Below are 20,687 nucleotides of genomic sequence, written 5' to 3'. Positions count from 1 at the left end.
GCCTCTTTAAGAGCGTGAGGAGGGAACAGCCAGAGCCCCGGCCAAGGCGGGGCCCCAAGGGGGGATGGGGGGGCGACAGGGGCTTGAAGCCCTGGCACGGAGCCTCATGGATTAGAGGAAACCGATGCGCGGCCTGTCAAGGCGCCCTGGCGTGCTCCCTCGCTGTCCGGAGCCCCCTCCCGGAGGATCACCGGACCCTACCCGTCGCCACGGGCCGCCACGGTGCGGGCGGCCTCCACGTCGCGTTTGATTTGACCCACCAGCTCCGCGACGGAGCCGAAGCGCTGTTCGGGCCGCAGGCGCTCCAGGAACTGGACCCGCAGCTCCTGGCCGTAGAGGTCTCCCGTGAAGTCCAGGAGGTGCGCCTCGATGGTGACCTCCGTTCCACCAAAGGTGGGCTTCACGCCGATGTTGGCCGCCCCCGGCCGCCACGGGCCGTCGGCCTCCGACCGGAGGCGCACACGGATGGCGTACACGCCGGGCGCGGGCCGCAGCTCGTTCTGCGTGTCCACGTTGGCGGTGGGAAAGCCGATGGTGCGCCCCCGCCCCGCGCCGGACACCACCGTGCCATCCAGGTCGAACGGGCGTCCCAGGAGGCGCCGGGCCGCTCCCACCCTTCCCTCCAGGATGTATTCGCGGATCCGCGACGAGGACGCGACGACGCCGTCCACGTGCACGGAGGGGACGACGTGGACCTGGGCGCCCCGCTTCGCCGCGGCCTCGCGCAGGGTGGTGACGGTGCCCGCGCGGTGGGCGCCGTAGGTGAAGTCGCCGCCCACGACGACGTGGGCCACGCCCAGGGTGTCGAAGAGGTCGACCTCGAAGTCCGCGGGAGAGCTGCGCGCGTAGTCGCGGGTGAAGGCCTGCACCACCACCCCGTCCAGGCCGCAGCCGGCCAACAGCTCCAGCTTGCGCGGCAAGAGGGTGATGAGCTTGGGCGCCAGGTCTGGCTGGAGCACCTTGCCCGGGTGGGGCTGGAAGGTGAGCGCGCCCGCGGGGGCGTGGCGCCGGGCCTCGGCGAAGAGGGCCTGGTGGCCCACATGCACACCGTCGAAGTTGCCCAGCGCGAGGGCCTGCCCCTGGAGCTGGCGGCCCGCCTCGGACACCGACTGGAAGACCTTCATGACCCCTCCCTATACCACCCCGCGCGCTTTTGCCCTGGCCAACCCACGCGGCTCCATGGTTAGAGGCGCCCGCCCCCGCCATGCGCCCTGCCCTGCTCCCTGATCCAGTCGGCCTCAAGTTCGTCCCCCTGGATGCGCCCCCGGACTGGGACGCGGAGTTCGGCTTCACCGGCCCGCTGGAGCTGGAGATCGGCTCGGGCGCGGGGGGGCACGCGCTGGAGTACTGCCGCCGCAACCCCGGCGTGCGCTTCGTGGCCTTCGAGTGGCGCAAGAAGTACGCGCGCGACACGCAGATGCGCGGGGAGAAGGCGGGGCTGACCAACCTGCGCGTCATCGAATCCGACGCGCGCTTCGTCGTGCCGCGCATCTTCGCCCCCGGGTCGCTGGACGTCATCCACCTCCAGTTCCCCGACCCCTGGTGGAAGCGCTCGCACGCCAAGCGGGCGGTCGTGCAGCCCCAGTTCGCGAAGCTGATGCTGGGCCTGCTCAAGCCGGGCGGCCGCTTCGACATGCGCACCGACGTGCAGGACCGCGGGGTGGCCATGCTGGAGATCCTGGAGGCGGCCGGCTTCCACAACCCGCTGGGCACGGGCGTGTTCCACCCGTACGACCCGGAGGAGGTGCCCTCCACCCGCGAGCGGCGCTACCTGGCCTCCGCAGAACCCGTCTACCGCGCACGGCTGGTGAAACCCGCGCCGTAGTGTGTCGCGGCCCGGACCCGGGGTCGCGACGGCGGTCTTGGGGCCCTTGGCAGCGCCCCCCACCCGGAGGAGAATCCGGGCACGGGGTTCCCGCCCCGGGTGACACTCGCGACGTGGGCCACGGCCGCATCCTGGGGGGTTGGCGCCTCATGCCAGAAGCCGAAAGGAAACGGATGCCGGACGCCGTGCGCAGGAGCGGACCGGCGAACGACTTCGCGGGGCGCACGGTGCTCATCGTGGACGATGATCCGGCCCAGGTGCGGCACGTGCGCGAGGGCCTGGCCCCGCACGGCTACGTGTTCAAGGAGGCGCTGGACGGCGCGCAGGCGCTGTCGGCCATCCGCGCGGGACGGCCGGACCTCATCGTGATGGACGTGGAGATGCCGGGCCTGGGCGGCGTGGAGGTGTGCCGCATCGTCAAGGCGAACGCGGGCGAAGGCGGCTTCGGCTTCATCCCGGTCATCCTGATGACGGCCCGGCAGGCGGCGGGCAAGGTGGAGGGGCTGGAGCTGGGCGCGGACGACTACCTGGTGAAGCCGTTCGACATGCTGGAGCTGGGCGCGCGCGTGAAGTCCATGCTGCGGCTGAAGGCCTTGCAGGACGCGCTCCTGGAGAAGAACCGGGAGCTGGAGTGGGCCAACCGGGAGCTGGACCGCCGCCGCCAGGAGCTGCTGGCGCTCAGCCGCACGGACGCGCTCACGGGCCTGTTCAACCGCCGATACTTCGAGGAACGGCTGGGCGAGGAGTTCATGCGCTCGCGGCGGTATCGTTCGCCGCTGTCGCTGGTGATGCTGGACATCGACCACTTCAAGCGCATCAACGACACGTTCGGCCACCCCTTTGGCGACGAGGTGCTGCGCGCGGTGGCCCAGACGGCGCGCGCGACGCTGCGGGAGGTGGACCTGCTGGCCCGCTACGGCGGCGAGGAGTTCATCGCGCTCCTGCCAGAGGCGGCGCCCCAGGACGCGCTCCGGGCGTGCGAGCGGGTGCGGGAGGCGATTGAGCGGCTGGAGCTGACGTGGCGGGGGACGGATGGGGTGTCACAGGAGGTGAAGCTGACCGCGTCGCTTGGCGTGGCGACGGTGCCGGCGGACGACCTGCCGGGGACGGAGGCGCTGCTGCGCGCGGCGGACGCGAGCCTCTATTCAGCCAAGGGCACGGGACGCAATCGCGTCCACCAGCATGCGGCGTGACGCAGCTCGCGCTTCCCCACGGAGGCGGTTTGACCTAAACCGGAGGCTCCATGCGCCCGCTCGCGACGACGACCTGGCTGCTGTTCGCCCTCCTCGCCCTGGGCGGCTGCAACCGGCTCCAGCCGGACTCCCCCGTGGGGGCCTACCAGACGTTCCACCGGCATGTGCAGCGGGGCGAACTGCCCAAGGCCTACGCGGGCCTGTCCCAAGCGACCCAGCAGGTCCTGAAGGCTCGGGCCCAGCAGGTCAGCGATGCGTCGGGGGGCATGGTGAAACCGGAGCCGCTCGCGCTGTTCTTCGCGAATGTCCCCGGGACGCCCGATGTTCAGGAGGTCAAGCTGCTCCGCCAGGAGGGCGACGAGGCGACCTTGGTCGTGAGCTCGGCGGGAAGGTCGGGCGAGGTCCGGATGGTGAGGGAGCCGTCCGGGTGGAAGGTGGACTTTTCAGCATCCCCTTAAGCCGCGAGCCCGGGCATGCCCGGACCCCGCGCATCAGGTAACGTACAACCGTGAACGATAGGAAGACACGGCGGGTGGCCCCCGCAGTCGAAGTCATCCGGCGCCCGGGCTCGACGCCCGGCGCACCGGTGGCTCCGTCCTCGGCCGCCCCCAGCCCCACGCCGAGGCCCACGCCCCGGCCCACGCCGGTGGCGCCTGCCGCCCCGGCGTCCTCCGGCGCGAGCGCGACGTCGGTGCCCCGGCCCACGCCGGGCCCGGCGCCCACGCCGAAGCCGAGCGGACTTGCCGCCCCGGCCCCCCGGCCGGCGACGCCCGTGGCGCCCACGGGTCTGTCCGCCCCCATGCCCCGGCCCACGCCGGGCCCGGCGACGACGGCCCCCGCCGTCCCACCCCGGCCCGCGGGAGCCGTGGCCCCGGGCTTCACGCCGGGTGCCTCGCCCAGGCCGGCCGCTCCCCGGGGGCCCGGGATGGGTGGGCCTCCGCGCCCGGGCGGGCCTCCGGGCCGCTTCGGGCCGCGCCCCAGCACGCCGCGCCCGCCGCCCACGCCGGAGCAGATCCTGGCGCTGGCGACGCGCGAGCACGTGCCGGCGCGCATCGCCAAGGGAGAGCTGGAAGGCAAGATGAAGGCGCGCATCTGGCGCAAGCTGCACGCCGAGGAGGCGAAGCGCTTCGACCAGGTCTACGAGCTCATGGGCCAGACGGCGGGCCTGTCGCTGGGTGATGCCTTCGGCATCCTCCAGAGCGGCCTCACCGTGGCGGAGTTCATGGCGCGCAAGGAGCGCAGCCAGCGCAAGGCGGCCATCAAGCAGGCGCGCGGTCAGGTGGACAACGCGCTCGTGGCGGACTTCCTGGGCGCCTTCATCGAGCAGAAGACGGAGCTGTCGGTGGTGCTCGCGGAGCGCTCGCTGCTGGACACGCTCCTGTCGGAGGAGGCCATCGCCTTCACCTTCGAGCGCACGGGCCGGCTGGAGAAGCTCCAGGTGGTGCTCATCGCGCGCAGGGGTGACTGGGAGCGGCTGATGCCGACCCTGGAGCGCGACGCGAAGCTCACGCAGAAGCCCGCGCAGGTGGCGCGCCAGCCGGACAAGCGCCCCTATTCAGACCCGCGGCCGTTCCTGCCGCACATCGGGCAGACGGTGAAGCTCACGCTGCGCAACGGCATCACGGTGGCGGCGCCGCTGCTGCGCGTGGGCCGCTTCGACGTGCTGCTGGGCGAGCCAGGACACGAGCTGTTCATCCCGCTGCACGCCCTCCTGCGCTTCGAGGCGCCGCCGGCCCCCGCCGAGGACGCTTCCGACGGCGCGGACGGTTCGACGCCGGACACCGCGGGCTGACGTTCCGCGGTGGTGCCTCAAGGGCGGCCTGGGCTTCCAGCCGGGCCGCCTTCGTCCTTCTTCCCTCCGGAGCCTTCGTTCATGCGCCCGTTCTTCTCCCGCATCATCAAGCCCTGGCTCGCGCTCACCGCGGCGGCGGTCCTCGCGGGGGCGTCCCAGCAGGCATGTACGAAGGAGTCCGCCGCCGCGAAGGGGACGGACGCGCCCGCCGCGCAGGAGGTGGGGCGCAGGGAGAATGGCGTGCACGTGGTGGACCTGGCCGTCACGGAGAAGGGCTTCGAGCCGTCGCCGGTGCCGCTCAAGAAGGGCGAGCCGGTGAAGCTGGTGGTGACGCGCAAGACGGACCTGACGTGCGCCACAGAGCTGGTGATGGACGAGTACAAGATCGACGCGAAGCTGCCGCTCAACGAGCCGGTGGAGATCGCCTTCACGCCCAACCAGTCCGGGACGCTGCGGTACGGGTGCGCGATGGGGAAGATGATCGCCGGCACCTTCGTGGTGGACTGAGCGCTTCGCGCGCCGCCCCTGATAACCTGCACGGCCATGCGCCCATCATCCTCGCGTGGCATGAGGCCCTGGCTCAGGTTCGCCGTGACAGGCGTCCTCGTGGGGGTTTCGCAGCAGGCCTGCACGAAGGAGCCGCCCCCCGCGCCGCCCGCGGACGCGAGGCGGGGCCCGCACTACACGGCCATCCAGGAAACAGGGACGAAGGTGAACGGCACGCTCATCGTGGAGCTGACCGTCACGCAGAAGGGCTTCGAGCCCTCACCGGTGCTGCTGCGCCAGGGTGAGCCGGTGACGCTGCTGGTGACGCGCAAGACGGACCAGACGTGCGCCACCGAGCTGGTGCTGGAGGATTACGGCATCCACGAGAAGCTGCCGCTCGGCAAGCTGGTGGAGATCACCTTCACGCCCCGTCAGGCAGGGATGCTCCGGTACGGGTGCGCGATGGAGCAGCGGACCGCGGGCGCCTTCTACGTGGAGTAGCGCGCCCGCTCCGTTAACTGGCGATGTGCCTCTGGGCGGGTAGGCTGGCCGCCCTGCATGGGCAGCTCGGAGCTCTTCACCCGGCATGTCTTCCTGGACCTCGAGACGACGGGGCTGGACCCCCGCGTGGACGAGGTCATCGAGGTCGGCTGCCTCTTCTTCGAGCACGGCCGCGAGGTGGACCGCTTCAGCCGTCTGTACTCGGCGTCGCGCCCGCTGAACCTCACCATCCGCCGCCTGACGGGCCTGTCGGACGCGCAGCTCTCCGGTCAGCCCCGCTTCGACGCCGAGCGCGTGGAGCTGCGGGAGCGGCTGAAGGGGTGGACGGTGGTGGCGCACAACGCCCCGTTCGAGAAGGGCTTCCTGCCGGATGTGCTGGGCGGAGCGCCGGTGCTCGACTCGTGCGAGCTCATGCACTACCTGCACCCGGAGCTGCCCAGCCACTCGCTGGAGTCGCTGATGCGGTGGGCGAAGCTGGGCTCGCAGCAGCCGCACCGCGCGCTCCATGACTGCGTGGCGGTGCACGCGGTGCTGGTGCACGCGCTGGACGGTTGCGTGCGCGACGGCCGCGCGGAGGACGTGGCGGACCTGCTCGCCACGATGGATCCACGGGCCCGCGCCGCGCTGGGGCCCGCGCCGCTGCTGGATGCGCTGTCCCCGGAAGAGGCTCGCGACCTGGCGACGGACGCGGAGGAGCGCCCCCTGCTGGAGCTGCTGTCCCGGCTGTGGGAGGCGTGCCGCGCGACGCCGGTGCCCTTGGGGCTGGAGGCGACGGGCGGCTTCCTGCGCGCGCGGCCGGAGCGACGGAGGGCGAATGGCGGCAGGCCTCCCCCGGAGCCAGAGCCGGACGCGACGCCGCTGCCCGTGCGCCCGGAGGAGGTGTCTCAGGTGCTGGGGCCCGGCGGCGCGCTGGAGCGTGGGGGCGGCTTCCTGTCCCGGCCCGCGCAGCTGGAGATGGCGCACGCGGTGGCGCGCACGCTGTCGGACGGCGGGCAGGTGGCGGTGGAGGCCGGCACGGGCACGGGCAAGTCGCTGGCGTACCTCACGCCCGCCGCGCTGTTCGCCGCGCGCAACGGGCTGAAGGTGGGCGTGGCGCCGCACACGAAGACGCTCCAGGACCAGTTGCTGGAGAAGGACCTGCCCCGGCTGCATCAGGCCACGGGGGGTGCGTTCGGCTACGCGCTGCTCAAGGGGCAGACGAACTACCTGTGCCGCCGCCGCGCGCTGGAGGCCACGCGCGTGGAGCCGGGGATGCCGCACGCCGCTCGCGCGCCCCGCGCCTACGTGCGCGCGTACCTGCGCCGCAGCCCGGATGGAGACCTGGACCGGCTGAGCCACTGGTTCCGCGAGCGCTTCCCGGGGATGCACGGGCTGGTGCCGGCGGTGCGCTCCGAGGCTGCGACGACGCTGGGTGAGCGCTGCCCGCATCACCACAAGTGCTTCTACCACTCGGCGGTGGCGCACGCGCGCGACGCGGACGTGCTGGTCATCAACCAGTCGCTCGCGTTCGCGTGGCCCGCGCGCTACCCGCGCCTGGACCACCTGGTGCTGGACGAGGCCCACGAGCTGGAGGACGTGGCCACCACCGCGCTCACGGTGGAGCTGTCGGACCTGGCCTTCCTGCGCCTCACGGAGCGGCTGCATGGGCGCGACGGACGCCGGGGCCTCTTCGCGGAGCTGCGCCGCGCGCTGGCGGCCACGCGCCGGGACGAGTCCCGCTCGCTGATGGGGGAGGTGGACGAGGCCCTGCGCACGCTGCTCCAGGAGGCGCGGGCGCTGGGCGAACAGGTGACGGCGCTCTGCGAGCCCGCGGCGGCGATGCCCGGCGAGGACGCGGACGAGGCCGCCTACGCGCCAGAGCTGCGGGTGACGGACGCGGTGCGCGCCCTGCCCGCCTGGGCGCCGGTGCGCGAGGGGCTGGTGGAGGTGCGGACGGCGCTGCAGCGGGTGCACACGCTTTTGGCGGTACGCGTGCTGGCGGCGCTGCCGGAGCTGGCCGTGAAGCAGCCTTCGCTCGAGCGGGAGCTGGCCGGGGCGACGACGGAGCTGGGGGAGCTGTCGGTGCTCGCGGGCGAGCTGGCCGGAGACCCGGACGTGAAGCGCTGTTACGCGGCGCGCGCGGAGCCTCGCAAGGGGCGCTGGAGCGTGGGCGCGCAGCCGGTGGACGTGTCCGAGTCCGTGTCGCGCGACTTCGCCGCGAACAAGCGCGCGCTGGTGATGGCGTCCGCCACGCTGGGCACGGGCGACAGCGTTCCCTTCGTCCTGAAGCGGCTGGGGTTGAAGCCGCCGCTCTTGCGCGCGCCCTCGCCGTTCCACCTGGGACAGCAGGCGCTGGTGGTGCTCGTGACGGACGCGCCTCGCGCGCACGAGGAGCCCTTCATCGACTGGGCCTCCGGGCGCATCTCCGGGCTGGCGCAGGTGATGGGCGGGCGGGTGCTGGGCCTCTTCGCCTCCACGCGCAGGCTGGAGCGCGTGGCGCGCGAGGTCCAGGCGCGGCTGGAGCCGCACGGGATTGAAGTGCTGCGCCAGTCGCGCGGGCACGGCCGCTCCCTGGCGGCGCGGCAGGAGCGCGACACGGGGACGGTGCTGCTGGGCACCAAGAGCTTCTGGCAGGGCGTGGACATCCCCGGCCGCGGCGTGGGGTGTGTCTTCATCGACAAGCTACCGCTGGAGCCGGCATCCCGGCCGCTGGTGGCCGCGCGCGAGGAGCCCCTGGCGAAGGGCGGCAACGAATACCTGGGCTTCCTGCACTACCGGCTGCCGCGCGCGCTGCTGCTCTTGCGTCAGGGCGTCGGTCGGTTGATCCGCTCCACCACGGACCGGGGCATCGTCGTGGTCGCGGACCCCGGACACGCCAGCTACCGGCCCCTGCTGCTCCAGGCGCTCGCGGGCTACCGCGTCGTCGCGCTGCCCTGGGCCCAGGCGCGGCTGATGCTGCACGCGGAGCTGATGCAGATGGGGCTGGCCGCGGACACCGCGCGGGTGTGACGCGCCTCGCGAGGCGCCCGGCCCTGCCCTACCGCGCCAGCCGCTCGCGGTAGCGCGCTTCCAGGGCGCTCAGCTCATCCACCCACGCACCGCTGGCGCCGCTCCGCCGCGCCTCCGCCAGCGCCTCCGCCAGCACGCGCGCGTCCTCTTCCTGCTGGTTGCGCAGCCGCTGGGTCATGTCGCGCGCGGCCTCGAAGACGTCCTGGAGCTCGTCGCCTTCGCGCAGGCCGTGCTGCGGCGGTCGCAGGCGGCCCTCCGCCACCTCCCGCACCATGCGCTTGATGCGGAACAGCGGCCCCGCCATCCGGTGCGTCACCACGATGGTCGACAGCGCCACCACCACGATGAACGTCAGCATGCACCCGCCGAGCACCCACCACGTCAGCTGCTGATGGCGCTCCAGCTCCGCGCGCTGCGCGACGATGGCCATGCGCTCTTCCTCGTAGCTGGCGTCAATCGCCTGCGCCTGCTCGCGGAACTGCTTCTCGAACGCCGGGTCGTTCATGTGGGCCATCAGCTCGTTGGAGAGCGTGGCTCCAGACAGCTCGCGGCTCACCTCCGCCGCGCGCGAGCGGGCATCCACCGCCGTCGCCGTCTCGTGCATCAGCGAGTTCGCCGCGCGCACCAGGAAGATGCCCAGCAGCGCCGCCAGCACCAGGGACACGCCGACGATGTACGAGGTGAGCTTGAGCTGGAAGGGCGCGTCGAGGAGGAAGTTGCGCCAGCGGCGCTTCGTCGGGGCCGGGGCCGTGGTCGTCGTCATGTCTCGCTCTTCCAGTCGAAGGTCGCGGCGGCTTCTTCAATGGCTCGGGGAATCAGGGCCTTCAACAGGTCCGCGGGCGGAGCCCCCGCGGCGTTCACTTCCACCTGCCCCATCAGGGACTGCTCCGGGTACGTCATGCACAGGATGGCCAGACGAAGTCCTCCGCTGTCCGTGGCCTGGATCTCCGCGGTGATGCGGTAGCCGTGCAGGCCCAGCTTCTTCAGCGCGCCCTTGGCCGCCGCCTTCGACTCCTTCTCCGGGGCCATCAACGCGCCCCGGCGCACCAGCTTCGAGCGCAGCCGCGCCTCTGTCACCTTCACCAGCTCCGGCGGCACATTGCCCGTCTTGTCCTTCAACGCGTCCAGCGCCAGGTAGAAGCGCGGCCGGCGGGACTGGTACGCCTTGATGGCCTTGATGGACTCCGCCACCGCCGCCTGCACCGTGGCGTCCGTCTCCCCCTGGAACGCCTGGAGGCAGTCCAGTCCGCTCGGCTCCAGGAGCGCGCCCAGGCCCTTGGCCACCGCGGCGCGCACCAGCTCGCTGGGGTCCTTGAGGCCGCCGCACAACGGCGTCACCGCTTCTGGATCCTCGGTGGCACCCAACACGAGCGCGGCTTGTGAGCGCGCACGCGGATCCCTTCCCTTCTCCAACTGACGGCCCAGGAAGGTGATGCGCGTGTCCCCCTGCGCCAGCGCAGCGCACGGCAGCAGGAGGAGGGGGAGCAGGAGTGCTGTCAGCAGCCGCATGGGATGGGCAAAGAAGTGCCACCACTGTAGCCGCGTTTTACCTGTCCACGACAGTTGCCTCGCAGGGCAATCGCACCCACCTTGGCAGCACACAAGGGGCGACGCCCCAGCGGAGAACCGCTGGGGTGCCGCGGACCCGAGGCGGGTCAGCGCGGGCTGGGGGAGCCATGAAGCGCGGATACATCCTGACGGGGATGCTTCTGCTGACCGGCGGGATGGGCGGTTGCCGGGACACGGACCGCCTGACGTCGGTCGGCGAGGCCCGGCCTCCGGGCCCCACTCCCGTGGCCACCTCCCCCACCCTTCCCGACGCCGAGAACTCGCGGCCACCGCCGCCGCTGCCCGAGGGAGTGGACCCGCCGCCGGACCCGGAGGAGGAGGTGCTGGACCCCACGCCCATCCCGACCACGGACGGCGTCCCCGGGCCCCTGCCGGGCGTCTACACCGACAAGGGCGAGGCCCCGGAGACGGACCTCCTCCGAGGACTGGTGTCCTTCCCCATCCGCGACGAGGCCGCGCTCGAGCAGCGCATCGCGGACATCTACAAGCCGGGCGGATCCCACTTCCGCCAGTACATGACGGCCCAGGAGTGGATGGCGAGGCACGCACCGCTCGAGAAGGACGTCGCCGTCGTCACCGACTGGCTGAAGTCCGAAGGCCTCCAGGTGCCCTTCGTCGCCACCAACCGGCTGCTGGTGCAGTTCGTGGGGACGGTGGGGCAGTTCAATCACGCGTTCGGCGTGAAGCTGCGCGTCCTGGAGCGCAAGTCGCCGCAGGGTGGCAATGAGCCGCACGACGTCTATGGCCTCACCGAGAGCCTCAAGGCGCCCACGTTCGTGCAGCAGCGGGTGCACGCCATCGTCGCGCTGGACCTGCCGGCGGAGACAGGGAGGCTGCCCGGCGAGTTCGGCCAGCCCTCCACGGAGAAGCCCCACCCCATCGACCGGGGCCTCACGCCACGGCAGATCGCCAGCGCGTATGGCGTGGACTCGCTCTACGCCCAGGGACACCTGGGCCAGGGCACGAAGCTGGGCGTGGTGATTGGCGCCAGCTTCCGGTGGAAGGACGTGCGCGCGTTCTGGAAGATGTTCGACATCGAGCGCGAGGACCCCCGGGTCATCCAGACGATGGAGCCGCCCGTCACGCGCTACCGCGAGGGCACGCTCGACGTGGAGTGGGCCGCGGCGATGGCGCCGAAGGCGGAGGTGGTCGTCTACATGGGCCCGGACGCGCGCAACACGTCCATGCTCTACACCTTCAACGAGGCCATTGGCCGGGGCGAGGTGTCCGTCATCACCACGTCCTTCGCCCACCGCGAGGACTCCGAGCCGCGCGCGGTGCATGAGCAGTACAGCGCCTCCGGGATGATGGCCGCCGCGCTGGGCATCACCGTCACCGCGGCGAGCGGCGACTCCGCGGGCGTGGACACGCCGGGCTCCAGTCCCTACGTCACGGCCGTGGGCGGCACGCGGCTGAAGATGAACGGCCTGGCGGTGACGGGCGAGACCGCCTGGTACTACTCCGGCTCCGGCATCAGCCGCTCCTTCACCACGCCAGAGTGGCAGAAGGGCATCGTCCCGCTGCCCGCGAAGCGCGCGGTGGTGGACGTCGCGCTCAACGCGGACACCGGCTACTGGTACACGTGGCTGGGCGTCACCTCGCCCAACACCGGCACCTCGTTCGCGTCGCCCGTCTTCGCGGGCCTCATCGCCGTGGTGAACGGGGCGCGTTCGGAAGGGGCGAAGCCGCCGGTGGGCTGGCTCAACTCGCAGCTGTACACGCTGCCTCACGTGCAGGGCTCCTTCCGCGACATCACCGTGGGCATCACCGACCGTCAGCACGAAGCGGGACCGGGCTGGGACATCCCCACCGGCTGGGGTGCACCCAACGCACAGGGGCTGCTCCAGACGCTGCCCTGAGAGCGGTTGTGCCGAGGGCGTGCGGACATGCGGGCGCCTGATGGGCTGACATCCCGGATTGACGAAGGGCGAATGCGTGCACAGGGCGTGCTGTTCGGGAGTGGGTCATGTCCCTGCCCCCTCTGCGCGCAGCCCTTCCCTGCCTCCTGCTCCTCGCAGTCGCTTGCGGCAATGTCGTCGGCGCCCCCAACGGCGCCCTGGCGGAGTCTCCCACCTCCGCTTCCCCCGGGAGCGCCGCCGATTCGCCGACAGCCCCCTCCCAAGAGGTGAGCCCGTCGCCCGGTGACCCGGTGGAGGCGCCAGCCACCGAGACACCAGTCGTCACCTCGCCCGCCCCCTCCACGAGCGTGTGCACGCCGCTCGGCACGCTGGCCAGCCTGCGGGGCAACCTGGCCACGTGGCTTTTGACGACGCCCATCGCGACGGCGCTGAGCGGCGGATTCAAGGAGCCGGGCGGCACGGAGCTGACCGCGTTCGAGGGCACCTTCCGCGCGCTGCTCACCGAAGGCCCCACGCCGCAGGTGGTGCGGGACCTGGAGGGGCTGGGCTATGGCGTGTCCACGTTCCACGGCGACAACGGAGGCGCGTGGCTGGTGGTGCGGGAGCAGGGGCTGTCGTCTCGAGGCGGTGGCACCTTCATCGTCAACCTGTTCCCCGCTCGCGACCTCTGGCTGGAGGCGCCGCACGCGGACTCCGACGAGGGCACGCTGCGCCAGACGGCCACGCAGCTGGTGACGTTGGGCGCGCGCGCGTTGCTGATCACCGGCAGCAACCGGTGCGCCGTCACCACCCCCAGCCCATGCAGCGGCACCACCCGCGTGTGCGGCACGAAGGGCCTGCGGCTCTCCGATGCCGCGCACTACGGCAACACCTTCTTCACCGCCGCCCACCGCGCGCTGCGTGACACCTACCCGGACGCGGTCGCGGTCAGCCTCCATGGCATGGACTCCGGGGATGGTGCCGAGGCGGCCGTGGTGAGCGACGGCACCGGCATGGAGCGCGCGGGCGCCCTCTCCAACCGCCTGCGCGACGCGCTCAACACCCACCTGACGGGGACGAAGAAGGCCTTCTCCTGCAACGCGGCGGAGGACGCGGGCAAGCACCGGCCCCTGTGTGGCACCGGCAACGTGCAGGGCCGTATCGACAACGGCGCCGCCGATGCATGCTTCACCGAGGCCACCGCCGCCACGGACCGCTTCCTCCATCTGGAGCAGTCCTCCACGCTGCGTGGCACTGGCGCGTCATCGAAGGCAGTGCTCCAGGCGCTCGCGGACACCGTGCCGTGCTCGCTCACCGGCTCCGGCCTGGGGTGCCAGGCCGTGGCCGCGCAGGACTGCCCGTAGCCAGTCGCCCACTCCACCTCGCACCTCGCGGGAGAAACCCGCTCCCCGAGTGTGAAGCGCGCGGACAGGCCCCCGTGGAACTGTCACCCGGTCCCACCCCAGTGTCAGGGCGTGGGCATTCCTCGGCACTGGAGGCGCGGATCATCGGTTGGACAGCGGACGCTTCCCCTCCGCTGGGAGGGGCAACCCTGGTCGGAGGGATGAGCCTCCCTAGATTCGAGCGCTGCCACCATGGCGCTCCTTTCGACCCTGACACTCTTCCCGGCCTACTCCCTGGACACCTCCATCCTGGTGGCGGTGCTCGTGGGGGTGCTCATCCTGGCGTTCCTGACGGAGACCCTGGGATGGGTCTTCGTGGGCCTGGTCGTCCCCGGCTATCTGGCGTCGGTGTTCGTCATCCACCCGGAGGCTGGGTGCACGGTGGTGGCCGAATCCCTGCTCACGTACGGGGTCGCGCTGGCGTTCTCCAGTGGCCTCTCCCGCACGGGGGCATGGAGCGAGTTCTTCGGACGCGACCGGTTCTTCGCCGTCGTGCTCGCGAGCGTGCTCGTTCGCGCGGTGAGCGAAACGTGGCTGCTGCCTGTGTTCGGGCGGTGGATGGACGACCGGTGGGGCACGTCCTTCATCGTGGATCGCGGCCTGCACAGCATCGGCCTGGTGCTGGTACCGCTCACCGCGAACGCCCTCTGGAAGCTGAAGTTGCGCCGGGGGCTCTGGCAGGTGGGCGTGCCCGTGGCGCTCACGTACGTGCTGCTGCGCTTCGTGCTGCTGCCCGCCACCAACCTGTCCTTCTCCAGCCTGGAGCTGATGTACGAGGACGTGGCGCAGGACTTCCTGTCCAGCCCCAAGGCCTACATCATCCTGCTGACGACGGCGTTCCTCGCCGCACGCTTCAACCTCAAGTACGGCTGGGACTTCAACGGCATCCTCGTGCCCGCGCTGCTGGCGCTCACGTGGCTGGAGCCGCTGAAGCTCGTGGCCACGCTGGCGGAGGTGCTGCTGCTGGTGGTGGCCGCGAAGGCGGTGCTGTCGCTGCCGGGGCTGCGCACGCTCAACCTGGAGGGGCCTCGCAAGACGGTGCTCGTCTTCTGCCTGGGCTTCCTCGTGAAGTGGTGCGTCGGCTGGGCGATGGGCGGCCGCATTCCGGGCCTGAAGGTCACGGACCTGTTCGGCTTCGGATACCTGGTGCCCACGCTGCTGGCGGTGAAGATGCTCCAGAAGCAGGTGGTGGCGCGCGTGCTGCTGCCCACGCTGCACACGTCGCTCGCGGGCTTCCTCATCGGCAGCCTCGCGGGCTTCGGGCTGTCGCTCGTCGAGCCGCGGCCGGCCATCGCGCTCACCACGGAGGCACCGCGCGACCACGTGCCCGGGCTGGGCCTGGACCAGACGCCGCTGGGCCTGATGGTGCTGGGCCGCGCCACCGCGCGCGAGAGTGACGCGGGCGGAGTGTCGCTGCGGCTGAAGCACGGCGACCTGCGCGCGTACACCGGGCTGTGGAACGGCTTGGACGCGTGGCTGGAGTCTGGGCGCGCGGAGCGCCTGCCCGCGCTGCGCACACAGGCGGTGGCGCTGGGACTGGAGCTGAGGGAGCTGCCGACACGGGATGGCTCACCCGCGCGCTTCGCGCTGGTGGAGCGTGTGGAGGGCGATGGCAAGGCAGGCTGGGACACCTCGCTGCTCGTGCCCGGCGCGCGGGGGCCCGTGCTGGAGGTGCCGCGTCCGCTGACGGAGGCTCCCAGCGCCGAGGCCGCCGCGGTCCTCTGCGAACGCGTGCACTGCCGCGCCATCATCGTGAGCGGCGTGGACTCGCGCCGCTCGGGGATGGTGCTGGGCGACGCGCTGGCGCAGTCGGAGACGCCGCTGCGTCAGGCGAACGACGCGCTGTCCTCGCGCGAGCGGGTTCAGGTGCGGGTGGACGTGTCCCTGAAGCCCGGGCAGGTGGTGCTGCACACGCAGGATGCGCGGGGGCTGGACGCGCTGTGGCCCGACGCGAAGGTGACGGCCGAAGCACCGCCAGAGCCCGGTGAGAACTGGGGCGAGGCGCGGCTGAGCGTGCTGCGCGCCGGCCCGTCGGACCTCGCGGCGCTGGTGCTCGAGCAGGCCCAGGCGCTGGCGACGCCGATGACGGAGCGCGATGCGCTGGGCACGCTGATGGTGGCGCCAGAAGCGCCGCGCGTGCCGGCGGTGCGGCCGTCGGACGCGGAGCTGCTGGTGCTGGAGCAGCAGGTGGCCGCGCCGCTGCTGGGTGGTGGAATGGCGGACGTGCCCCCGGAGCTGCGCGCGCGCTGGGCCGGGGCCATGGCGTCGCTCCTGGGCCTGCGGGTGCACCCGGTGACGGACTGCGCTCGGGCGAAGGTGTGCTGGTGGGTGACGGACGCGGAGGCCACGCCGGGCCGGTTGGGCGCGGGGCTGCTGTTGCGTCCGGGCGGCTCGCCGCTCGCGCTGGAGGTGCCGTCACCGGCTCGCGAGGCGGGCACGCTGCCGGTGGCCGCGGAGCTGTGGCACGAAGCGGAGGCCACCGCGCTGGTGTTCGCCTCCGGCTCCGCCGACATGCCCCACCCGGCCACGTTCGGTGAGCTGCGCACCGCGTTCCAGGCGTTCCATCAGGCGGTGCACCGCGCGCTGCCGAAGGAGCAAGGTTGGGTGCTGCACCTGCGTGGCTTCTCCGGCCGCCCGTCGGTGGACGCGGACGTGCTGGTGGACGTGGGCAGTCCGGTCCTCACTCCGGCGCAGCGGCCCGCGGACCTGGAGCGGCTGTTGTCGCGGGAGGGACCGCTGGGCTGGCTGGGACCGCGCGTGCGCTACCACGACGGCGCTCCGGAGTTGACGGGGCTCGATGACGCGAGCCCGCAGCAGGTCTTCTCGCGCACCTTCGGCGGAGCGCGGCTGGCCACGCTGTGGCTGTCCGAGCCGCTGCGCGGCGCCTTCGTGGGCCCCCGGCTCGTGGCGGAGGAGCTGGAGCTCACGGGCCTGCTACCCGAGGAGTCTCGCGAGGCGCCCGAGCGCGCGCTCCTGGCGGACCGGCTGGTGGCGCCCTCGCACCCGGTGTCCCCCGCGCTGAAGGAGCAGTTCGCGGAGCTGACCGCCCGCGCGGAGCGCTACCTGGCACAGCAGAACGTGCACGACCTGCGCGCGCTGTCGCAGGCGAAGCGCGTGGGCACCGTGACGCCGCAGGTGAAGTGCGGGTTCAGCGCCGAGCACGGCCTGCTCTTCCTCCTTGTGGAGGCGCGACAGGGCCCGCAGGTGCTGCGCGCCGTCTATTTCCTTCAGCAGCACCCATCACCCCTGAAGCGCGTGGAGCTGACCGCGGGGGACGCGCGGCTCGCGAGCGCGGTGGACCTGGCGCTGCGGCACCGCCAGCCGGTGGTGTTGACCGGGGAAGCCCCCCGTGAAGAGGCCCGTCGATGAAGACCCGCGGCCGCGCCCTCCTGGCGCTCCTGGGCCTGATGGTGGGGCTGGCGCTCGTCTGGGGCGCGAGCCTCGCCGTGCTGGACAACACCGACACGCCCACCGCGAGGCGCGACGCGAAGTTCGTCAACGCCGAGCGCCTGCTCTTCTACCGCCTGGAGCCGGGCCGGGAGATGCGAGTCCGCGTCCCCGTGGACGCCGAAGAACTGCTCATCGTCACGCATGCGCTGCTCCCCGACGGAACGCCCTACGCGCCGGAGAAGCAATACCAATACGGCCTCCAGGCCATCCTGCGCACGCCGTCCGGAATCCTCCTGGAGCGCGCCATCTTCACGCGCACGCGCCAGAGCAAGGGCCAGCCGCAGGAGGACGGCACCTTCCTGGAGGAGAGCGCGTTCACGCCCCGCGCTGACCAGCAGGTGACGGACGAGCGCGAGTTCGTGCTGCGTCTGCCGGCGGAGCGGCCGGACTACTCCGTGCTGTACCTGCGGCCCGCGGACACGCACGGCACGCTGCTGGCGCGCGTGTACGTCCGGGCGCACCGCACCCTGCCGCTCCTCGCGTCTCAAAAGCTGGCGCAGGCCCGCGCCGAGCTGCGTGCCGGCCGCGCCACCTTCGAGCCTTTCGAGAAGCTGTCCGCCGGGACGCGCCGCTGGCTCGCCGAGGAGCACTGGGAGCGCCTCAACGCCGAGGGCGAGGCGGGCACCGACTACCAGATTGAGCCCGTCTACCGCACCGCCTTCCGGCTGCCCCTGGTGGAGGCCACCGAGTCCGTGCAGGAGCGGCTGGGTGCTGGCCGCGCCGTGGCCCTCAACGTCACCGGGCCCGCGACGCCGGTGCTGTGGCTGTGGAGCGACGTGGCGGACGCGAAGGCGCGGCCACACGGGCCCGTGACGGTACGCACGCTGTCGTCGGACGGCACTGCGCGCACGCTGGAGCTGCCGGGGCCTGTCGCGGGCTCGCCCATGTCGCATCCGCTGGAGTTGCCCGCGGGGGTGCACACCGTGACGGTGAGCAACGACGGCCAGCAGGACCTCCGCTACACGGTGGAGGGGGCGTTTGAGTCGTGGCTGCTGCCCACCGAGTCGAATCCCAAGCCCGGCGCCGCCGCGGAAGGTCGGGTGGCCTTCCTGCCGGACACGCGCCGTACGGAGGCATTCGCCACGGGTCCGGCGTGCCCGGTGCTGGAGCTGGACATCGACCCGCGCATGGACGCGGTGGGGCGGCTGGTGCGCATCGACGCGCGTTCGCTGGACCGCGCGCCCTCGCATGAGCCCCTGCACCTGAAGCTCACCGTGCTGGATGGCCAGGGACAGTCACTGGGGCAGGCCTCGCTGGACGCCACGCCAGAGCCCGCGCCTTTCGAGGGCGCGGACCTGGTGCCGCTGCCCGGTGGCGCGCTGCCGTGCATGCCCCAGGCGAAGGCGGAGCACGAGACGGACTCCGGGGGCACGGGGGAAGTGACGAAGCTGCCTGCCTGGGTGTCCGGCGTGGCGAGCGCGCGGGTGTTCCTGCCGATGGGCGCGCGCAAGCTGCGCGTGGAGGCGCCGCGCTCCACCATCGTGCAGCTCTACAGCTTCCTGGCTGGCACGCAGGCCCTCACGGCGATGGCGCCCTACGCGAACGACGCGCTCATCGGCGTGCGCTGGCGCAACGCGCCCGTGGATCAACGCGCGTGGCACCCGATGCGTCCCGCGAACCTGACCGAGCTGATGCAGGGCGGCGCGCGACTGGAGCTGCTCAGCCAGGTGCGACTGGAGCCCGTGGGCCCGGGGGAGGAGACGCCGCAGCCGTCGGGGGACCCGGTGGTGGTGCGCCCCTACGGGACGCCCATGGTGGTGGAGGTCCTGGAGCCGACCCAGGAGCACGACCGCGGGGACGGAGTGAAGGCGCTGTCCACCGTCCTGGAGCCGGGCCGCCCGGTGCGCGCGCGCTTCGATGCGCGCACGCCCACCCGTCCGGAGCTGCGCCTGTCGTTGAAGGACTCGGCGGCGCTGGGCAACGAGGTAGAGGTGTTGCTCGACGGAGAGCCGCTGCACCGCTTCACCGTGCGCGCCACGCGCTCACGGGAGCTGCTGCCTCCGCTTCCACCCGGAGAACATGAGGTGTTGCTGCGCTCGTCCGCGGCGGGGCTGACGGCGATGCTCAACCGGCCTCCCTCGGCGGGCAGCGGCCTGCGCTCGCGCACGGTGTATCCGGTGGGCAAGAGCGGCCTGCGCGTGCCGGTGCGCAAGAAGGGCCTGGGCTCCGTCACCCTCAACGTCGTCGTCTACACACCCGTGGCGGAGGGCGCCACGCAACCCCAGCTGTCCGTCTCCGTGGATGGCGGCAATCCCGCGCGCCGCGCCAGCGTGCTGGTGCCGCACGTCACCCGCGCCGAGCGCACCGTGGTGCTGCCCGCCTCCGAGCGCGACCCGGCCATGCCCGTGGGCCGTCCAGGCGTGAAGTGGTACGCGCGCACCGTGCCGGTGACGCTGGGCGAGGACATCGCGCCGGGACTGCACACCGTGCGCATCCAAGCCCTGGGCCCCCAGGCGCTGTGGGCGCGCTTCTTCGTCTTCGGACAGGCGGTGGAGGACACCGCGCCGCGCACGTGGAACCGGGGCGGCTGGCAGCCCGGCGAGGACCTGTTGTGACGCCTCGCCGGTGGACCGGGTCGTGGCGCCCGCTGGTGGCCGTGGCGGGGGTGTCGCTGCTGGGCGTCGCGATGAGCGCCCGGGCGCAGACGGTGCCGTTGAAGGGCTCGAAGGTGGAGGCAGCCCGCTCCGGTGCTCGCGCGAAGGCCGCGCCGCCGGAGCGCATCCCTCAGGAGGATCCATCCGTGAACGTGCCCGGGCAGACAGGGTGCCACGTGGACGCGCGCTTCTCCGGGCTGTGGCCCCGCGCGGACGCCGTGACGTTCCACCCCACGACGCTGGAGGAGAAGGCGACGTTCGCGAAGCTCGTCCCCGCGCTGCTGGCGGCGGCGCCGAAGCAGAAGGACGTGCCTCCAGAGCTGACGAACGTGGCCGCGTCCGTGGGCTTCTTCCTGGAGACGTGGACGACGCCGCGCGACACCTTCTGGGTGCTGCGTGAGCGGCCGGACGGCTACCACGGAGCGGGCGCGTACGTGATTCGCACGGGTGAGGCCACCAGCGACGTGGTGCAGGTGCCTCACCCCTACTTCGACATCGGCACGGAGGACATCGGCGCGGGCCTGTTCGCGTGTCCGCCCCAGGGTCGGGCGCCGCGCCTGTTCATGACCGCCACCGCGCACCGCTACAAAGCCACACCCGGGGAGACGCCCGAGGATCCAGAGCACCCGGCGGACGTCGCGCACAACCCGGACCACCTGTTCCAGACCGTGACGGACCTGGCCGCGCGCCACCTTCCCGCGCCGCGCGCGGTGCAGCTGCACGGCTTCGGCGAGTCCAAGGTCCAGAAGGGCCGGACGGAGACGCTGACGGCGGTGGTGAGCGACGGGACGCGCAAGCCCGGCGCATGGGCAAGGCGGGTGGCCGCGCCGCTGGAGGACGCACTGGGAGGCGGCGTGAAGCTGTACCCGGAGGGGGTTCAGGTGCTGGGCGGGACGCAGAACGCGCAGGCCCGGCTGCTCCAGGCCTATCCACAAGCCCGCTTCCTCCACCTGGAACTGTCATCCCGTACGCGCAAAGCGCTGATGAACCCGGCGCGTCTGGACCGGCTGGCCCAGATTCTGTTCGCACCCTTGGAGGACTGAGCGCC

The 20,687-nt window shown here is 72.3% G+C and carries 15 protein-coding genes; 12 read left to right on the top strand and 3 right to left on the bottom strand.

Annotated elements, in window-relative coordinates; translation table 11 throughout:
* Positions 1-197: 197 nt before the first annotated feature.
* Positions 198-1,124, bottom strand: coding sequence for a bifunctional riboflavin kinase/FAD synthetase (locus GTY96_RS21440; protein ID WP_161665642.1), 927 nt, complete (start codon positions 1,122-1,124; stop codon positions 198-200).
* Between the two features lie 80 nt (positions 1,125-1,204).
* Here GTY96_RS21440 and trmB point away from each other — a divergent pair, with 80 nt between their 5' ends.
* From trmB to GTY96_RS21405, 7 genes are all read left to right on the top strand, one after another.
* A complete protein-coding gene (gene trmB, locus GTY96_RS21435; protein ID WP_143900135.1) occupies positions 1,205-1,825 on the top strand; it encodes a tRNA (guanine(46)-N(7))-methyltransferase TrmB in 621 nt (206 codons plus the stop codon).
* A 149-nt stretch (positions 1,826-1,974) separates the two neighbouring features.
* Positions 1,975-3,018: a diguanylate cyclase gene (locus GTY96_RS38300; protein ID WP_143900137.1), complete on the top strand. Its 1,044-nt coding sequence runs from the start codon at positions 1,975-1,977 to the stop codon at positions 3,016-3,018.
* A 50-nt stretch (positions 3,019-3,068) separates the two neighbouring features.
* Positions 3,069-3,476: a hypothetical protein gene (locus GTY96_RS21425; RefSeq protein WP_143900139.1), complete on the top strand. Its 408-nt coding sequence runs from the start codon at positions 3,069-3,071 to the stop codon at positions 3,474-3,476.
* Positions 3,477-3,550: 74 nt separating this feature from the next.
* Positions 3,551-4,810: a hypothetical protein gene (locus GTY96_RS37740; RefSeq protein ID WP_235685760.1), complete on the top strand. Its 1,260-nt coding sequence runs from the start codon at positions 3,551-3,553 to the stop codon at positions 4,808-4,810.
* Between the two features lie 81 nt (positions 4,811-4,891).
* Positions 4,892-5,317, top strand: coding sequence for a cupredoxin domain-containing protein (locus GTY96_RS21415; protein ID WP_161665640.1), 426 nt, complete (start codon positions 4,892-4,894; stop codon positions 5,315-5,317).
* Positions 5,318-5,377: 60 nt separating this feature from the next.
* The gene (locus GTY96_RS21410) at positions 5,378-5,797 is read left to right on the top strand and encodes a cupredoxin domain-containing protein (RefSeq protein ID WP_235685759.1); all 420 of its coding nucleotides are present in this window, start codon (positions 5,378-5,380) and stop codon (positions 5,795-5,797) included.
* 57 nt (positions 5,798-5,854) lie between these two features.
* Positions 5,855-8,785, top strand: a complete 2,931-nt coding sequence (locus GTY96_RS21405; RefSeq protein ID WP_143900146.1) for a helicase C-terminal domain-containing protein — start codon at positions 5,855-5,857, stop codon at positions 8,783-8,785.
* A 28-nt stretch (positions 8,786-8,813) separates the two neighbouring features.
* Here GTY96_RS21405 and GTY96_RS21400 read toward each other — a convergent pair whose 3' ends face one another.
* Positions 8,814-9,548 (bottom strand): HAMP domain-containing protein, encoded by a 735-nt coding sequence (locus GTY96_RS21400; protein ID WP_143900148.1) that lies wholly within the window; start codon positions 9,546-9,548, stop codon positions 8,814-8,816.
* Positions 9,545-10,294, bottom strand: coding sequence for a HEAT repeat domain-containing protein (locus tag GTY96_RS21395; RefSeq protein ID WP_161665638.1), 750 nt, complete (start codon positions 10,292-10,294; stop codon positions 9,545-9,547). Before GTY96_RS21395 ends, GTY96_RS21400 begins: the two co-directional genes overlap by 4 nt.
* A 167-nt stretch (positions 10,295-10,461) precedes the next feature.
* Here GTY96_RS21395 and GTY96_RS21390 point away from each other — a divergent pair, with 167 nt between their 5' ends.
* The 5 genes from GTY96_RS21390 to GTY96_RS21370 all read left to right on the top strand — a co-directional run bounded on the left by GTY96_RS21390 (position 10,462) and on the right by GTY96_RS21370 (position 20,682).
* Positions 10,462-12,213, top strand: coding sequence for a S53 family serine peptidase (locus GTY96_RS21390; RefSeq protein ID WP_161665637.1), 1,752 nt, complete (start codon positions 10,462-10,464; stop codon positions 12,211-12,213).
* Between the two features lie 107 nt (positions 12,214-12,320).
* Positions 12,321-13,556 carry a hypothetical protein gene (locus GTY96_RS21385; protein WP_161665636.1) on the top strand — a complete coding sequence of 412 codons (1,236 nt, stop codon included), beginning with the start codon at positions 12,321-12,323 and terminating at the stop codon, positions 13,554-13,556.
* A gap of 231 nt (positions 13,557-13,787) precedes the next feature.
* Positions 13,788-16,964 carry a poly-gamma-glutamate biosynthesis protein PgsC/CapC gene (locus tag GTY96_RS21380; RefSeq protein WP_161665635.1) on the top strand — a complete coding sequence of 1,059 codons (3,177 nt, stop codon included), beginning with the start codon at positions 13,788-13,790 and terminating at the stop codon, positions 16,962-16,964.
* Positions 16,961-19,600 (top strand): hypothetical protein, encoded by a 2,640-nt coding sequence (locus tag GTY96_RS21375; RefSeq protein ID WP_161665634.1) that lies wholly within the window; start codon positions 16,961-16,963, stop codon positions 19,598-19,600. Before GTY96_RS21380 ends, GTY96_RS21375 begins: the two co-directional genes overlap by 4 nt.
* Complete coding sequence (locus GTY96_RS21370; RefSeq protein ID WP_161665633.1) at positions 19,597-20,682, top strand: hypothetical protein; 1,086 nt, start codon at positions 19,597-19,599, stop codon at positions 20,680-20,682. The genes GTY96_RS21375 and GTY96_RS21370 overlap by 4 nt, the downstream gene beginning before the upstream one ends.
* The last annotated feature ends 5 nt before the right edge of the window (positions 20,683-20,687 follow it).

This window comes from Corallococcus silvisoli, assembly GCF_009909145.1.
GTDB classification, from domain to species: domain Bacteria; phylum Myxococcota; class Myxococcia; order Myxococcales; family Myxococcaceae; genus Corallococcus; species Corallococcus silvisoli.
The sequence above is the reverse complement of the archived record's forward strand: the minus strand, read 5'-3'. Positions and strand labels throughout refer to the sequence as shown.

Coding starts and splice junctions, on each gene's coding strand:
- GTY96_RS21415 (WP_161665640.1), top strand. CDS start 4,892: ATGCGCCCGTTCTTCTCCCGCATCATCAAGCCCTGGCTCGCGCTCACC.
- GTY96_RS21385 (WP_161665636.1), top strand. CDS start 12,321: ATGTCCCTGCCCCCTCTGCGCGCAGCCCTTCCCTGCCTCCTGCTCCTC.
- GTY96_RS21425 (WP_143900139.1), top strand. CDS start 3,069: ATGCGCCCGCTCGCGACGACGACCTGGCTGCTGTTCGCCCTCCTCGCC.
- GTY96_RS21390 (WP_161665637.1), top strand. CDS start 10,462: ATGAAGCGCGGATACATCCTGACGGGGATGCTTCTGCTGACCGGCGGG.
- GTY96_RS21375 (WP_161665634.1), top strand. CDS start 16,961: ATGAAGACCCGCGGCCGCGCCCTCCTGGCGCTCCTGGGCCTGATGGTG.
- trmB (WP_143900135.1), top strand. CDS start 1,205: ATGCGCCCTGCCCTGCTCCCTGATCCAGTCGGCCTCAAGTTCGTCCCC.
- GTY96_RS21400 (WP_143900148.1), bottom strand. CDS start 9,548: ATGACGACGACCACGGCCCCGGCCCCGACGAAGCGCCGCTGGCGCAAC.
- GTY96_RS21395 (WP_161665638.1), bottom strand. CDS start 10,294: ATGCGGCTGCTGACAGCACTCCTGCTCCCCCTCCTCCTGCTGCCGTGC.
- GTY96_RS21380 (WP_161665635.1), top strand. CDS start 13,788: ATGGCGCTCCTTTCGACCCTGACACTCTTCCCGGCCTACTCCCTGGAC.
- GTY96_RS21405 (WP_143900146.1), top strand. CDS start 5,855: ATGGGCAGCTCGGAGCTCTTCACCCGGCATGTCTTCCTGGACCTCGAG.
- GTY96_RS21440 (WP_161665642.1), bottom strand. CDS start 1,124: ATGAAGGTCTTCCAGTCGGTGTCCGAGGCGGGCCGCCAGCTCCAGGGG.
- GTY96_RS38300 (WP_143900137.1), top strand. CDS start 1,975: ATGCCAGAAGCCGAAAGGAAACGGATGCCGGACGCCGTGCGCAGGAGC.
- GTY96_RS21410 (WP_235685759.1), top strand. CDS start 5,378: ATGAGGCCCTGGCTCAGGTTCGCCGTGACAGGCGTCCTCGTGGGGGTT.